Annotated in this window: 11 protein-coding genes; 9 read left to right on the top strand and 2 right to left on the bottom strand. The window is 62.5% G+C overall.

What is annotated here, in order from left to right; all coding sequences use genetic code 11:
- Nucleotides 1–71 precede the first annotated feature (71 nt).
- The 5 genes from ettA (at nt 72) to SCL_RS03850 (ending at nt 4,671) form a co-directional block, all read left to right on the top strand.
- Nucleotides 72–1,748, top strand: coding sequence for an energy-dependent translational throttle protein EttA (gene ettA / locus SCL_RS03870; protein ID WP_096360003.1), 1,677 nt, complete (start codon nt 72–74; stop codon nt 1,746–1,748).
- Nucleotides 1,749–2,049: 301 nt separating this feature from the next.
- On the top strand, nt 2,050–2,328 hold the full coding sequence (gene bufA2, locus SCL_RS03865) for a BufA2 family periplasmic bufferin-type metallophore (protein ID WP_096361828.1): 279 nt from the start codon (nt 2,050–2,052) through the stop codon (nt 2,326–2,328).
- A gap of 60 nt (nt 2,329–2,388) precedes the next feature.
- Complete coding sequence (bufB, locus tag SCL_RS03860; RefSeq protein WP_096361827.1) at nt 2,389–3,252, top strand: MNIO family bufferin maturase; 864 nt, start codon at nt 2,389–2,391, stop codon at nt 3,250–3,252.
- A gap of 2 nt (nt 3,253–3,254) precedes the next feature.
- Nucleotides 3,255–4,136 (top strand): HvfC/BufC N-terminal domain-containing protein, encoded by an 882-nt coding sequence (locus tag SCL_RS03855; protein ID WP_096360002.1) that lies wholly within the window; start codon nt 3,255–3,257, stop codon nt 4,134–4,136.
- 43 nt (nt 4,137–4,179) lie between these two features.
- Nucleotides 4,180–4,671: a disulfide bond formation protein B gene (locus tag SCL_RS03850; RefSeq protein ID WP_096360001.1), complete on the top strand. Its 492-nt coding sequence runs from the start codon at nt 4,180–4,182 to the stop codon at nt 4,669–4,671.
- A gap of 12 nt (nt 4,672–4,683) precedes the next feature.
- Here the strand turns inward: SCL_RS03850 and SCL_RS03845 are convergent, their stop codons facing one another.
- Nucleotides 4,684–5,718 carry a thioredoxin family protein gene (locus tag SCL_RS03845; RefSeq protein WP_172425912.1) on the bottom strand — a complete coding sequence of 345 codons (1,035 nt, stop codon included), beginning with the start codon at nt 5,716–5,718 and terminating at the stop codon, nt 4,684–4,686.
- Between the two features lie 126 nt (nt 5,719–5,844).
- Here SCL_RS03845 and SCL_RS03840 point away from each other — a divergent pair, with 126 nt between their 5' ends.
- Nucleotides 5,845–7,656 carry an ABCB family ABC transporter ATP-binding protein/permease gene (locus tag SCL_RS03840; protein WP_096359999.1) on the top strand — a complete coding sequence of 604 codons (1,812 nt, stop codon included), beginning with the start codon at nt 5,845–5,847 and terminating at the stop codon, nt 7,654–7,656.
- A 7-nt stretch (nt 7,657–7,663) separates the two neighbouring features.
- Here SCL_RS03840 and SCL_RS03835 read toward each other — a convergent pair whose 3' ends face one another.
- Nucleotides 7,664–8,029, bottom strand: a complete 366-nt coding sequence (locus SCL_RS03835; protein WP_096359998.1) for a TusE/DsrC/DsvC family sulfur relay protein — start codon at nt 8,027–8,029, stop codon at nt 7,664–7,666.
- 286 nt (nt 8,030–8,315) lie between these two features.
- Between SCL_RS03835 and SCL_RS03830 the strand changes: the two genes are divergently transcribed.
- The 3 genes from SCL_RS03830 (at nt 8,316) to SCL_RS03820 (ending at nt 12,675) form a co-directional block, all read left to right on the top strand.
- Entirely contained in the window at nt 8,316–10,202 is a 1,887-nt protein-coding gene (locus SCL_RS03830) for a potassium transporter Kup (RefSeq protein WP_096359997.1), read from the top strand.
- A gap of 151 nt (nt 10,203–10,353) precedes the next feature.
- Complete coding sequence (locus SCL_RS03825) at nt 10,354–11,427, top strand: AAA family ATPase (RefSeq protein ID WP_096359996.1); 1,074 nt, start codon at nt 10,354–10,356, stop codon at nt 11,425–11,427.
- Between the two features lie 9 nt (nt 11,428–11,436).
- Nucleotides 11,437–12,675 carry a vWA domain-containing protein gene (locus SCL_RS03820; protein ID WP_096359995.1) on the top strand — a complete coding sequence of 413 codons (1,239 nt, stop codon included), beginning with the start codon at nt 11,437–11,439 and terminating at the stop codon, nt 12,673–12,675.
- Nucleotides 12,676–12,690: the final 15 nt, after the last annotated feature.

The following is a 12,690-nucleotide window of genomic DNA, read 5'->3' as shown; positions in this document are numbered from 1 at the left end:
CGCGCCGCACCGTTGCCTCCTTTTGCGCCACCCCTATAATAAGCAGCCTTTGACCCACATCAGGTAGCTCCATGTCCGGCCAGTTCATTTATACGATGCACCGCGTCAGCAAGATCGTGCCGCCGAATCGCGCGATCCTGAAGGATATTTCCCTGTCTTTCTTTCCCGGCGCCAAGATCGGGGTGCTCGGCCTGAACGGCTCGGGCAAATCCACGCTGCTGCGCATCATGGCCGGCGAGCTCCAGGAATACGACGGCGAGGCGCGCCCGCAACCGGGCATCCATGTCGGCTTTCTGCCGCAGGAACCGCGGCTCGATTCCACGAAGGACGTGCGCGGCAATGTCGAGGAGGCGGTGGCCGAAACCAAGAAGCTGCTCGACGATTTCAACGAAATCTCCATGAAATTCGCCGAGCCCATGAGCGACGACGAGATGAACAAGCTCATGGAAAAACAGGCCAAGCTCCAGGAAAAAATCGATGCCGCCGGCGCCTGGGATCTGGACCGCAAGCTCGAAATCGCGGCCGATGCCCTGCGCCTGCCGCCCTGGGACGCGGACGTGACCAAGCTTTCCGGCGGCGAACGTCGGCGCGTGGCGCTGTGCCGCCTGCTGCTGTCGCAACCCGACATGCTGCTGCTCGACGAGCCCACCAACCATCTCGACGCCGAATCGGTCGCCTGGCTCGAGCGTTTCCTGCACGATTACCCCGGCACCGTGGTGGCCGTGACCCACGACCGCTATTTTCTCGACAACGTCGCCGGCTGGATTCTCGAGCTCGACCGCGGCGAAGGCATTCCCTGGAAGGGCAATTACTCGTCGTGGCTGGAACAGAAGGAAAAGCGTCTCGAGACCGAGGAGAAGCAGGAATCGGCGCGCCAGCGTGCCCTGAAGCAGGAACTCGAATGGGTGCGCACCAATCCCAAGGGCCGTCACGCCAAGAGCAAGGCGCGGCTGGCCGCTTATGAAGAGATGGCGTCACAGGAATTCCAGAAGCGCAACGAAACCAAGGAAATTTTCATCCCGCCCGGCCCGCGCCTCGGCGACGTCGTGGTGCAGGCGGAAAATCTGAACAAGGGCTTCGGCGACCGGCTGCTGATCGACAGTCTGAGCTTCAATCTGCCGCGCGGCGGCATCGTCGGCGTCATCGGCCCGAACGGCGCCGGCAAGACCACGCTGTTCCGCATGATCACCGGCCAGGAGAAACCCGACGGCGGCAAGCTGCGCGTCGGAGAGACCGTGCAGCTCGCTTACGTGGATCAGAGCCGCGACACGCTCGACGGCAAAAAAACCGTGTGGGAGGAAATCTCCGGCGGTCACGATATCATGCTGGTCGGCAAGACCGAGGTGCAATCACGCGCCTATTGCGGCCGCTTCAATTTCCGCGGCGCCGACCAGCAGAAACTGGTGAAGGACCTTTCCGGCGGCGAGCGCAATCGTGTGCACTTGGCGAAACTGTTGAAGAGCGGCGGCAACCTGCTGCTGCTGGACGAACCGACCAACGATCTGGACGTGGACACGCTGCGCGCGCTCGAAGAGGCGCTGCTCGACTTCGCCGGTTGCGCCGTGATCATCTCGCACGATCGCTGGTTCCTCGACCGCATCGCCACCCACATTCTCGCGTTCGAAGGTGACAGCCACGCCGTATGGTTCGAGGGCAACTACGCCGATTACATGGCGGACAAGGAGCGCCGGCTGGGCGCGGAGGCGGTGCAACCGCACCGCATCAAGTACAAGAAACTCGTCCACTGACCTCCGCCCGGGGATGCCGGCAGCTGCCGATTTCCGCGACTTCCCCGCGGTTCCGGCAGTGGATCAAGGCCCGTATGGGCCGATTGGCCGGACCGGCGGCTGGGCGGCTGGGCGGCTGCCCCCGGCATCTGTTAGATTGTTCCCGCCCTGAAGGCATCAGGAACTTGCACAGGGAAGCTGTGTCATAACCGTGCGGTTGATTCCCGGTCGAGGCACTGATCTGCATTGCCCTACTGAGGCCTCTTCCCAACGAGATCAACTGAACGCAACAAACCCTAAACAACGGAGACGATTATTTATGATGAATGCCAAGAAACTCACCGGCCTGGCCCTGGCCACGGCCGCCGCCGGCCTGTTCGCCACCGTCGGTATCACTGCCGCCAACGCTGCCAAGCATGAAGGCGAAGCCAAGGTCCACTGCAACGGCGTGAATTCCTGCAAGGGCACGTCAGCCTGCCAGACTGCTTCCAGTGCCTGCAAGGGCCAGAACAGCTGCAAGGGCAAGGGCTGGCAGTACATGAGCAAGGCGGAGTGTGACGCGGCCCAAGCCAAGATGAAGGGCGAGATGCATAAAAAGTAAGCCGAAATCCTGACGCAGATAAAACCGGGTGCCTCGCGGCGCCCGGTGTTTTTTCCGCCGATGACAAGCAGCCCTCATCTTCCTGAACGCCCTTATCTCGGCTTTGGACTGGGCCTGCGCCCGACGCATTACGAAACCATCCTGACCGAAGCGCCGGCAGTCGACTGGTTCGAGATCATTTCCGAAAACTACCTCATCCCGGGCGGAAGACCACTGCATTATCTCGACCGCATCCGCGAGCGATACCCCATGGTCATGCATGGGGTATCGCTTTCGATCGGGACGCAGGACCCGCTGGACCGCGAATACCTCAAGCAGTTGAGGACGCTTGCCGACCGTGTCGAACCAGCCTGGATCTCCGATCACCTGTGCTGGACCGGCGCGCACGGCCTGAATGCCCACGACCTGCTGCCTCTGCCTTACACCGAGGAAGCCTTGAAACACGTGGCAGCGCGTGTCGTCGAGGTGCAGGATTTTCTCGGTCGCCGGATATTGCTGGAGAACGTTTCCAGTTACGTCAGCTATCCCGAATCGGAAATGAGCGAATGGGAATTCCTGCGCGAAATCACCGCGCGTGCTGATTGCCTGATCCTGCTCGACATCAACAACATCTACGTCAGCAGCGTCAACCATGAATTCAACCCGCATGCCTATCTCAACGCCATTCCACCGGATCGGGTCTGGCAGTTCCATCTCGCCGGGCACCGCAACCACGGTGATTACATCATCGACACCCACGACGAGCCGGTGATCGATCCCGTGTGGGAATTGTACGAGGTCGCCGTCCGGCGTTTCGGGCGCGTCTCGACCATGATCGAACGCGACGACAACATTCCGCCGCTGGCGGAACTGCTGGCCGAGCTGGACCGCGCCCGACGGATCGCCGCCACTTCGCAGCGCCAGACGGCGGTAACGGCGGCCTGAACATGAACGCGCTGGCCGACCTGCAAGCCGATTTCCAGACCTTCCTGCTTGACGGTAATGCGCGCATGCTGGGCCGCGTCACCGGCACCGCCAAAATCAGCGCCGAACAGCGCCTCGCCATTTATTACGACGCCTACCGGCTGCGGCTGCTGGAGGCCCTGGCGTCGAACTATCCCGTATTGCGCGCCTGGCTTGGCGAAGACGAATTCGAAAACATCGGGATTGCCTACGTCTCTGCCCATCCCTCGCGGCATTTTTCCATCCGCTGGTTCGGGCATCTTCTGCCGGAATTTCTCGCCACCGCCCAGCCCTGGTGCGAAAAATCCAGTCTCGCCGAAATGGCGGCGCTGGAGTGGGCGCTGTCCGAGGCATTTGACGCGGAGGACGGCACGGTCATCGGCATCGAGGACATGGCGGCGATTCCGGCTTCGGCCTGGCCGGACATGCGCCTGCAATTTCATCCTTCCGCGCAGCGTCTGGACCTGCGCTGGAACGTGCCCATTCTCTGGAAGGCCATCAACCAGAATCTGGATGCCGGAAAAACCGCCGCTTCCTGCCGGGGCGAAACCAGCGCCACGCCATCAGCGGGAAAGAAACAGCATGGGGACACACCCGCGGTCGCCGAGGTGCCCGCCCTGATGGAACATGAACATCCGCAGGCCTGGCTCGTCTGGCGCCAGGACCTGAAAACCTGGTTCCGCTCCCTGTCCGTGGACGAGGCCTGGGCGCTCGATGCCGCGATGACCGGCGAGAATTTTGCCGCGATCTGCGAAGGCCTGTGCGAATGGATCGATGCACAAAACGTGGCGCTGCACGCCGCCGGGCTGATGAAACAATGGATCACCGACGGCATCGTCAGTGATATTGATTTCAGGAAACAATAGAATACCTGCCATTGAACAACAGACGGCGATAATAATTAAGAACATGTCACAGCGGATGATTTTCTTCGGGGGTTTCCTGGTCTGTGCCGGCCTGATGGCCGCGGCGCTGTACTTCCAGTACGGCATGAAACTCGAACCGTGCCCGCTCTGCATCTTCCAACGGGTGTTCGTGATCGTCACCGGCCTGATCCTGCTGGCCGGCGCCTTGCACAACCCGGGCAAGGTCGGGCGACGCATCTATGGCGGGCTCGTGGCGCTGGCAGCCGCGCTGGGCGCCGGATTCGCCGGCCGGCATGTATGGATCGAAAATCTTCCGCCCGATCTGCAACCCGGCTGCGGCTACAGCCTCAACGACATGCTGGAAACCTTCCCGCTGCTGAAAACCCTCAAGCTGGTACTGGAAGGCAGCGGCGGTTGCGGCAAGATTACCTGGTCTTTTCTGGGACTCAGCATGCCATCCTGGACGCTGATTTTCTTCATCGGTTTTATCCTGCTGGGACTGATGCTGGTCTTTACCGTTCTCGGCAAGCGCTGAAACCGTTTTAAATCATTCCCAGATGTCCACCACCACGCCCTGCTCGCGCAGGTGATCGGCACGCTCGCGGATGAAACGCTGCAACTCGGGCTGCTTTTTATACGCACCGGAGGCAACGTAATCCAGCACCGACTGGACGTGAAACCCCTTCATGAAGGCCTCGATGCGTATCACTTCCCTGCCGGCGTCGTACAACACCGCCGTGGGCACATAGGCGATCCCCAACTCGTCGGCCCACAGGCGCGCACTGATTTTTTTGCCGGCGGGAGTCACGAGCGGCGTGGTGCCCCAACGATCCAGTTGAATCACATGGAAGCGCTTGAGCAGCTCCAGCGTGGCGGCATTGCCCGCCATCTCGGCGTGCATGCGATCGCAGCCGGCGCAGTCCTTTTGCTCGAAGAACACGGCGACCGGTTTCCCCGCCGGAATCTTGCCCAGATCATGCGGAGGTTTGGCGAAAAACGGCTGCGGCTGCAGCGAGCCTTTGGCCGGCGCTGGCGCCTGTTGCGCCAGATATTCGCGGAAGCTCAGGCGGCCTTCCTGCTTTTCCGCGACGTATCGCAACGCCGCCAGGAACTGGTGCGGCGGATAGTAACCGTTGATGCGCAGCACCTGCTCGCCCTTTTCGTTGAAGAACAGCAGCGTCGGCGTGAACCAGACCTTGAGTTTCGCGGCGAATTCCTTCTCCGGCATGACATTGCCGGAAAAATCGGTCACCGCGCGGTCGCCCCACAGGTTCAGATCGATGGCGTCGAAATGCCGGCGGGTGTATTCCACGATATGCGCCTGGCTGAAGTTCTTGTTGAACAGCTCGGCGCAATACGGGCAGCCGTCCTGCCCAAAATAGAGCATCAGACGCTTGCCGTTTCGCGTCGCCTCGGCGACATCGTGCGGCAGATCGAGGAAGGATTTCTTGAACCAGACGGGGATCTCGAACTGGCCGACACCGCGCAGCTCGGCCTTCTCCGCCGCCGGCAGCAATACCGGCACCAGCCCCAGCAGTATCCCTGCGCCCAGCAGTGCCAATGACCTGAAACCGTGACTCATCACCATCACCTCCGTGTTCGGAACCGCCGCCGGCCGCGAATCGGCTGCGGTTTGTCGGACAAACGTTACAAGTATATGACGCAGATCGGGTAGAATTCATTTCGTTCCTGATTGATCCCCATCCCTATGCGAACTCGACACTACGGAAAACCCCCCGCGCGCCAGAGCGACTGGAACGCGATCAAATCGCTCTTGCCCTATTTGTGGGAATTCCGCGGCCGGGTGGTGCTGGCGCTCGCCTTCCTGGCGCTCGCCAAGGTGGCCACCGTCGCCGTCCCGCTGGTGCTGAAGGACATCGTCGACGCGCTCAGCCCGGGCACCGCCCCGCTGGCCCTGCCGGTTTTCCTGCTCGTCGCCTACGGCGCGCTGCGGCTGGCCAACTCGACCTTCGGCGAATTGCGCGACGCCGTGTTCGCCAAGGTCACGCAACGCTCGATCCGGCGCGTGGCGCTCAAGGTCTTCGAACACCTGCACAACCTGGCCCTGCGCTTCCATCTCGAGCGCCAGACCGGCGGCATGTCGCGCGACATCGAGCGCGGCACCGCGGGCATCCGCTTCCTGCTCAACTTCATGCTGTTCAACATCCTGCCCACCATCCTCGAAATCGGTTTCGTGGCGGCGATCCTGCTGGTCAAGTACGACCCGTGGTTCTGCATCGTGACGCTGGTCACGCTGGTGGTGTACATCGCTTTCACGCTCTGGGTCACCGAGTGGCGCATGATCTTCCGGCGCAACATGAACGAGATGGACTCCAAGGCCAACACGCGCGCCATCGACAGCCTGCTCAATTACGAGACCGTGAAATATTTCAACAACGAGGGCTTCGAGGCGCGCCGTTACGACGAGACTTTGCAGTCCTGGGAAAAGGCGGCGGTCCGCAACCAGACCTCGCTGTCGTTTCTGAACATCGGCCAGGGCGCGGTCATTGCCGTGGGCGTCACCATCCTCATGCTCATGGCCGGCCAGGGCGTGGTGCGCGGGACCATGACCATCGGCGACCTGGTGCTGGTCAACGCCTTCCTGATCCAGCTGTACATGCCGCTGCATTTCCTCGGTTTCGTGTACCGCGAGATCCGTCACTCACTGGCCGACATGGAGCGCATGTTCGGGCTGCTGGCGCAGAATACCGAGGTCAGCGACCGTCCGGATGCCCGGGATCTGCATATCCGTGGCGGTGAAATCCGCTTCGAGCATGTCGGCTTCGGCTACGACGACCGGCGCATGGTATTGCAGGACGTGAGCTTCGACGTTCCTTCCGGACACAAGGTGGCGGTGGTGGGCGCGAGCGGCGCGGGCAAATCGACTCTTTCACGCCTGATTTTCCGGTTCTACGACGCCACCACGGGTCGCATCCTGATCGACGGCCAGGACATCCGCGACGTGACCCAGAAAAGCCTGCGCCGGGCCATCGGCATCGTGCCGCAGGACACGGTGCTGTTCAACGACACCATCTATTACAACATCGCCTACGGCCAGCCCGACGCCACGCGCGAGGAAATCATCGAGGCGGCGCGCTCGGCGCACATCCATGAATTCGTGGAAACGCTGCCGGACAAATACGACACCCTCGTGGGCGAGCGCGGCCTGAAACTCTCCGGCGGCGAAAAGCAGCGTGTCGCCATCGCGCGCACGCTGCTGAAAAACCCGCCGATCCTGGTGTTCGACGAGGCCACCTCGGCGCTCGATTCGCGAACCGAGAAGGCGATTCAGGCGGAGTTGCAGGAGATCGCGACCAACCACACCACGCTGGTTATCGCTCACCGGCTCTCCACCATCATGGACGCCGACCAGATCCTGGTGATGGAGCACGGGCAGATCGTGGAACGCGGCACCCATGGCGAACTGCTGGCGCAGGGCGGCGCCTACGCCCACATGTGGGCGCTGCAACAGCAGGAGCAGCAGGAAGAGGAAGAGAAGCTGAAGGCTGTCGGCGTCTGAGAAATCGCTAAATCGCCGTGCCGAAGGACGGGTCCGTGCTGTCCTTGGGCACGGGCAGACCCGCGATCCGGCTGCCTTGCGTTACCGCGCCGCCCGGGAAAAGCAGATAAAGATGTTTCCGCCCGCCCTTCTTCTCGAACCGCTCCTCGAGCGCGTGTAGCACGTCGCGCGCATGCGCGGGCTGCCCTTGCTGCCGATAGAGATCGCGCAGGAAATTGATCACTTCCCAGTGGTCGGCCTTGAGCTCTATTTTCATCTCCCTGGCCAGTTTTCTCGCGATGTCCTCCGACCAGTCATTCAGTGCGATCAGGTTTCCCGCCGGGTCCTTGTCGAGCGCGCCTTCATTGACGATGAACTTCATGATGTCGGGCATGTGCCACCTCCGTGTTGATCGGCCGACGGGTTATCGTCTTGCCGGGATGCCACATTTTATATCAGCAGGCATCGACCTGCATTGGCAGGACCGCCGGCAAGAACCGCGCCAGCGGCAGGCATGCCCGACCCCGCCAGGCGAGTGCTGCATCGCGCCATGCAACTGGTTGATTTGCCGCTAAACACCCGCGGGATTGCCATCCTGCGCGCAGCATGGTCTTATCGGCTTGCAATCCTGCAACACGGGAGTAACATGCGCGCGCATTCGTGCTTTCCGGGAAAAAAAATTGAATAACGACGCCCCCGCGCGGAATTCCACGACCGCCGCGCTCGCCCTGCTGGCCCTTGGCGTCGTCTTCGGTGACATCGGCACCAGCCCGCTCTACGCCGTCAAGGAAACCTTCAGCGCCGAACACGGCATTCCTCTCAATGCCGAGAACATTCTCGGCGGACTGTCCACGATCTTCTGGGCGCTGATGATCGTGGTCACGTTCAAGTACGTGACGCTCATCATGCGCGCCGACAACAAGGGTGAGGGCGGCATCATGGCGCTGCTGGCGCTGGCCTCCTCGGCGGTCAAAAACTCGTCGCGTTCGCATGCGGTTATCCTGCTGCTCGGAGTGATCGGCGCGTCGCTGTTCTATGGCGATGCCGTGCTGACGCCGGCGATCTCAGTGCTGTCCGCCGTCGAGGGCCTCGAAGTCGGCACCGCGGCCTTCAGGCCTTATGTCATCCCGATCGCGGTCATCGTGCTGGTAACGCTGTTCGCGTTTCAGCGCCATGGCTCGGCGGTGGTCGGTGCCCTGTTCGGGCCGGTGTGCGCGCTGTGGTTTCTCTCCCTTGGCGCGGTTGGCGTGCACAACATTATCCAGAACCCGATGGTGTTGTGGGCGCTCAACCCCGTGTATGCCTTCGGCTTCGTTACCGGCCACAGTTTCGCCTCGTTCGTGGTGCTGGGCGCGGTGCTGCTGGCCTTCACCGGCGCGGAGGCGCTCTACGCCGACATGGGGCACTTCGGCAAGCGCGCGATCCGCATTGCCTGGTTCGGCCTGGTGCTGCCGGCGCTGGTGCTGAATTACTTCGGCCAGGGGGCGTTGCTGATCATCAACCCCGGAGCGATCGCCAACCCGTTCTACCACGCCTATCCGGACTGGGCGCTGTACCCGATGATCGCTCTCGCCACCGCGGCCACCGTTATCGCCTCGCAAGCGGTCATCACCGGTACCTACTCTGTCACCAAGCAGGCGGTCCAGCTCGGCTTCCTGCCACGCCTGAACATCCAGCACACCTCGGTAAAACAGATCGGGCAGATCTACATTCCGAGCATTAACTGGATCCTTCTCATTTCCGTGCTCCTCGCCGTGATCGGGTTCGGCTCCTCATCCAATCTCGCCTCGGCCTATGGCGTGGCGGTGGCGGGCACCATGCTGATCGACACCATACTGACCTTCTTCGTGATCCGTTACAAATGGGGCATTCCCGTGATCGTGGCGGCCATCAGCACCGGCTTTTTCATCTTCGTGGACATGGCGTTCTTCTCCGCCAGCCTGCTGAAGGTATTCGACGGCGGGTGGTTCCCGGTGTTTGTCGGGACGGCGATATTCCTGCTCATGGTGACCTGGCGGCGCGGTCGCGAGATCCTGATCGCACGGCTGCGGCAATCGTCGGTGCCGCTGGAGGCGTTCCTGGATTCGCTGATGCGCAGCCCGCCGGTGCGGGTCGCCGGCACCGCGATATTCATGACCTCGACGCCGGGCAGCGTGCCACACGCGCTGCTGCACAACCTGGCGCACAACAAGGTGCTGCATGAACGCGTGATCTTCCTCACCGTCATCATCAAGGATGTCCCGTGGGTGCCGCCTGACGAGCGCGTGATTATCGAGGATCTCGGGAACAACTGCTTCCAGCTCACCGTTAACTTCGGCTTCAAGGATCGCCCCGACATCATGCAGGTGCTCGACCAGTGCCGCGAATACGAGCTGGAATTCCAGCCGCTCCAGACCTCGTTCTTCCTGAGCCGCGAGACCGTGATCCCGAGTATCCGCTACGAGGGCATGGCGCTGTGGCGTGAGCGTATGTTCGCCACCCTGGCACGCAACGCCAGCAGCCCCGTGGAGTACTTCAACCTGCCCGCCAATCGCGTGATTGAGGTCGGCACGCAGGTCGAGATCTGACGCCGCGCGTCGGCAAAAGCAGCGACACCGGAAAATCCACCCACCCTGTCCGGTATTTGCCGTTACGGCGCGTATTTGCATGGACGCTTGGCGGCGGCAAATTTATACTTGGTGAAATTCGTCATTCATCCGCCCATCTACCGGAGCTTTCATGCGCCCAGCGCTCATTCTTGCCGTCCTTGAACGTGAATTCCTGAGCACCCGCGAGGGCCACCACACGCCGGTCATGCTGTGGGGCCCGCCCGGCGTCGGCAAGTCGCAGATGGTGGCGCAGGTGGCGAAAAAACACGGCGTGCCGGTCATCGACATCCGCCTGTCACAGATGGAACCGACCGACCTGCGCGGCATTCCGTTTCGTGTCGGCGACGTCGTCGAGTGGGCCATTCCGGCGATGCTGCCGGACGCCCAGCGCCACGGCGCCGAGGGCATCCTGTTTCTCGACGAAATCACCTCGGCAGCGCCGACGGTGTCGGCCGCCGCTTATCAGCTGATCCTCGACCGGCGCCTCGGCGCCTACACGGTACCTGCCGGCTGGGCCATCTTCGCCGCCGGCAACCGCCAGGGCGACCGCGGCGTCACCTACAGCATGCCCGCGCCGCTGGCCAACCGCTTCTCGCACTTCGGTGTCGAGACCCATCTCGACGACTGGGTCGCCTGGGCCTACGCCAACAACATCGACGAGCGCGTCATCGCGTTCCTGCGCTTCCGTCCCGAGCTGCTGTTCGATTTCGATCCGGCGCACAACCCGGTGGCCTTCCCCAGCCCGCGCTCGTGGGAATTCGCACACCGCGCCCTTGCCAAGTTCGGCGAAACGCCGGATCTGCTGCTGGGTTCGCTGGAGGCCTGCGTAGGACCCGCCGCCGGCGTGGAACTCAAGGCCTTTATCGACAATCTCGACAACCTGCCGGACATCGACGCCATCATCAACGGCGCCTCCACCACGGTGCCAAAGGAAACCGACCTGCAATACGCCGTGGCGGCGGCGCTCGTGGGCCGCGCCATCCGCGCCAAGGGCAGTGCCGACGAAGCCAGGGTCTACGGCAATATTCTCGACTACGCCGGGCGTTTCCCGAGCCGCGAGATGGGCGTCATGCTGGTCTCGGACATGCAGCGCGCCGTGGGCGAAAAGCTGTTTCAGCTTCCCCAGTTCGCGCAATGGGCCAAAAAGATCGCCAACGTGATGATCTTCGACATGTGGCAGAAGCCCGCCGCCAAGGTGAAATAAGCGGAGCGAATGAATTCACAGGCCCCCAAAAGCGACGCCGTCGAAGACAAGCTGGTTGCCGCGCGCACCTGGCTGATCATCGACAAGCCATTCCTCGGCGCATTAGTGCTGCGCCTGCCGCTGGTGGAGGCCGACCCGAAGTGGTGCCATACCACCGCCACCGACGCGCGCTCGTTCTATTACAACCGCCGTTACATCGAGGCGCTGTCTTTCGAGCAGACCAAATTCATCCTCGCGCACGAGGCGCTGCACTGCGCGCTGTCGCACTTCGCGCGCCGCGAGCATCGCGACAAGCGCCGCTGGGACCTGGCCTGCGATTTCGCCATCAACCCCCTGCTCGTCGCCGACGGGCTGAGACCGGCCCCGGATGCGCTCATGCTGGACGCCTACAAGGACATGACGGCGGAAGAGATTTATCCCTGCATCCAGGAAAACACCGACGAAAAACCGATGGATCAGCACCTGTACGACCAGGATGACCGGCCGCACGGCCCGGGCGAACAGGGCGGCGGCCAGGGCGGTGAGGGACCGTCGCAGGACGATGACGGCGGCGGCAGCCAGGGCGAAATGGATCCGCAAGCCAACGGTGCGCCGCAACCACCGCCGTTGTCCGCGCCGGAACGGGAATCGCTGCACAAGCAATGGCAGCAGCGCCTGGCCTCGGCCGCGCAACAGGCGATCCAGGCCGGCAAGCTCGGCGGATCGATGGCGCGCATCGTGGATCACCTGCTGCAACCGCAACTGCCGTGGCGCATGCTGCTGGCGCACTACATGACGCGCGCCTCGCGCGACGATTACAGTTTCGTGCACCCGTCGCGGCGCGAGGGCACGGCGATCCTGCCCGGCATGCGCAGCCAGCACACGGATCTGATCGTGGTGCTCGACACCAGCGGTTCCATCTCGGACGAGGAAATGCGGGAATTCGTGAGCGAAGTCAACGCCATCAAGGGCCAGGTCGGCGCACGCATCACGCTGCACGCCTGCGATGACAAGCTGGCGCAGGACGGTCCCTGGACCTTCGAGCCGTGGGAGGAAATCGCATTGCCAAAGCAGTGGCACGGCGGTGGCGGTACCAGATTCACCCCCGTATTCGAATGGGCCGGGAACCAGGAACGGCCGCCCCAGTTGTTGCTCTACTTCACCGACGCCAGGGGCGAATTCCCCAAGCGCGAGCCGTCCTATCCGGTGCTGTGGCTGGTCAAGGGCAAGGAGAAAGTGCCCTGGGGCCAGCGGATTCAGTTAAACTAGCGCGCTGACATTTTT

The organism is Sulfuricaulis limicola, assembly GCF_002355735.1.
Taxonomy (GTDB): Bacteria; Pseudomonadota; Gammaproteobacteria; order Acidiferrobacterales; family Sulfurifustaceae; genus Sulfuricaulis; species Sulfuricaulis limicola.
Note: the sequence above shows the minus strand (reverse complement) of the source record. Positions and strands in the feature narration are given on the sequence as shown.

What these genes read in the sequence shown, in the direction of transcription:
- ettA (WP_096360003.1), top strand. Translation starts at nt 72, where the DNA reads ATGTCCGGCCAGTTCATTTATACGATGCACCGCGTCAGCAAGATCGTG.
- bufA2 (WP_096361828.1), top strand. Translation starts at nt 2,050, where the DNA reads ATGAATGCCAAGAAACTCACCGGCCTGGCCCTGGCCACGGCCGCCGCC.
- bufB (WP_096361827.1), top strand. Translation starts at nt 2,389, where the DNA reads ATGACAAGCAGCCCTCATCTTCCTGAACGCCCTTATCTCGGCTTTGGA.
- SCL_RS03855 (WP_096360002.1), top strand. Translation starts at nt 3,255, where the DNA reads ATGAACGCGCTGGCCGACCTGCAAGCCGATTTCCAGACCTTCCTGCTT.
- SCL_RS03850 (WP_096360001.1), top strand. Translation starts at nt 4,180, where the DNA reads ATGTCACAGCGGATGATTTTCTTCGGGGGTTTCCTGGTCTGTGCCGGC.
- SCL_RS03845 (WP_172425912.1), bottom strand. Translation starts at nt 5,718, where the DNA reads ATGAGTCACGGTTTCAGGTCATTGGCACTGCTGGGCGCAGGGATACTG.
- SCL_RS03840 (WP_096359999.1), top strand. Translation starts at nt 5,845, where the DNA reads ATGCGAACTCGACACTACGGAAAACCCCCCGCGCGCCAGAGCGACTGG.
- SCL_RS03835 (WP_096359998.1), bottom strand. Translation starts at nt 8,029, where the DNA reads ATGCCCGACATCATGAAGTTCATCGTCAATGAAGGCGCGCTCGACAAG.
- SCL_RS03825 (WP_096359996.1), top strand. Translation starts at nt 10,354, where the DNA reads ATGCGCCCAGCGCTCATTCTTGCCGTCCTTGAACGTGAATTCCTGAGC.
- SCL_RS03820 (WP_096359995.1), top strand. Translation starts at nt 11,437, where the DNA reads ATGAATTCACAGGCCCCCAAAAGCGACGCCGTCGAAGACAAGCTGGTT.